The following is a 687-nucleotide window of genomic DNA, read 5'->3' as shown; positions in this document are numbered from 1 at the left end:
CTCGTCCGCCACCGCTGACGGAGCCGTCTCCACGGCCACGTCCCCGGACGCTTCCGCGGCTATGTTCTCGCTGGTCACAGGTGCAATCCTCCATGATCGGAGTTACACCGTTCTATTTACAGTCCCGAGCAGGATTCGGCCTCCTCCGTACGACTCAAGAGCCGGGTCGTCCGGAGACGTTCTGCCCTTGATCAACTGGTGCCGGACGATCTTCGTCCAGGAGAACTTGAGCAGGTAGGCACCGCTGTCGCGGTCGCCGAACACCCACCGGTCCTTCCTGGCCTTGTTAAACCGGCCGAAGTATCTGCTGGAGACCCGGTGCTTCGGCTTGTTCGGGTGGCTGTGCTTGGCCCACTTGTAGGCGAGCGTCCACACGTAGTTGTCCAGCGCGGTGAAGATCTCGCTGGACACCACCGTCCGGTAGTAGGCCGACCAGCCCCTCACGATGGGGTTGATCTTCTTGAGCACGGCCGCAGCGCTGGCCCCTCGCAGGGCCAGCATCTCGGCGTGCAGCCGTTCCCGGATCCGTCGTTGCGCCGCTGTGTTCGGCTTGATCAGCAGTTACTGAGGTTGTAGTCGTGGTGTCGTCGGTGTGAGCCCTGTTCCGGTGAGGCATCCGTTGATGATGTCGCTGCGGTATTGGATCTGGCGAAGGCCATGTCGGAGCTCGTGCATGAGGTGGTCGGG

The 687-nt window shown here is 62.4% G+C and carries 1 protein-coding gene; it reads right to left on the bottom strand.

Features of this window, described 5'->3' with window-relative positions; translation table 11 throughout:
• Positions 1-102 precede the first annotated feature (102 nt).
• Complete coding sequence (locus ACLJT4_RS42490; RefSeq protein WP_411130523.1) at positions 103-525, bottom strand: group II intron maturase-specific domain-containing protein; 423 nt, start codon at positions 523-525, stop codon at positions 103-105.
• Between the last annotated feature and the right edge of the window lie 162 nt (positions 526-687).

Source organism: Streptomyces sp. x-19 (assembly GCF_046549115.1).
Taxonomy (GTDB): Bacteria; Actinomycetota; Actinomycetes; order Streptomycetales; family Streptomycetaceae; genus Streptomyces; species Streptomyces albulus_C.
The sequence above is the reverse complement of the archived record's forward strand: the minus strand, read 5'-3'. Positions and strand labels throughout refer to the sequence as shown.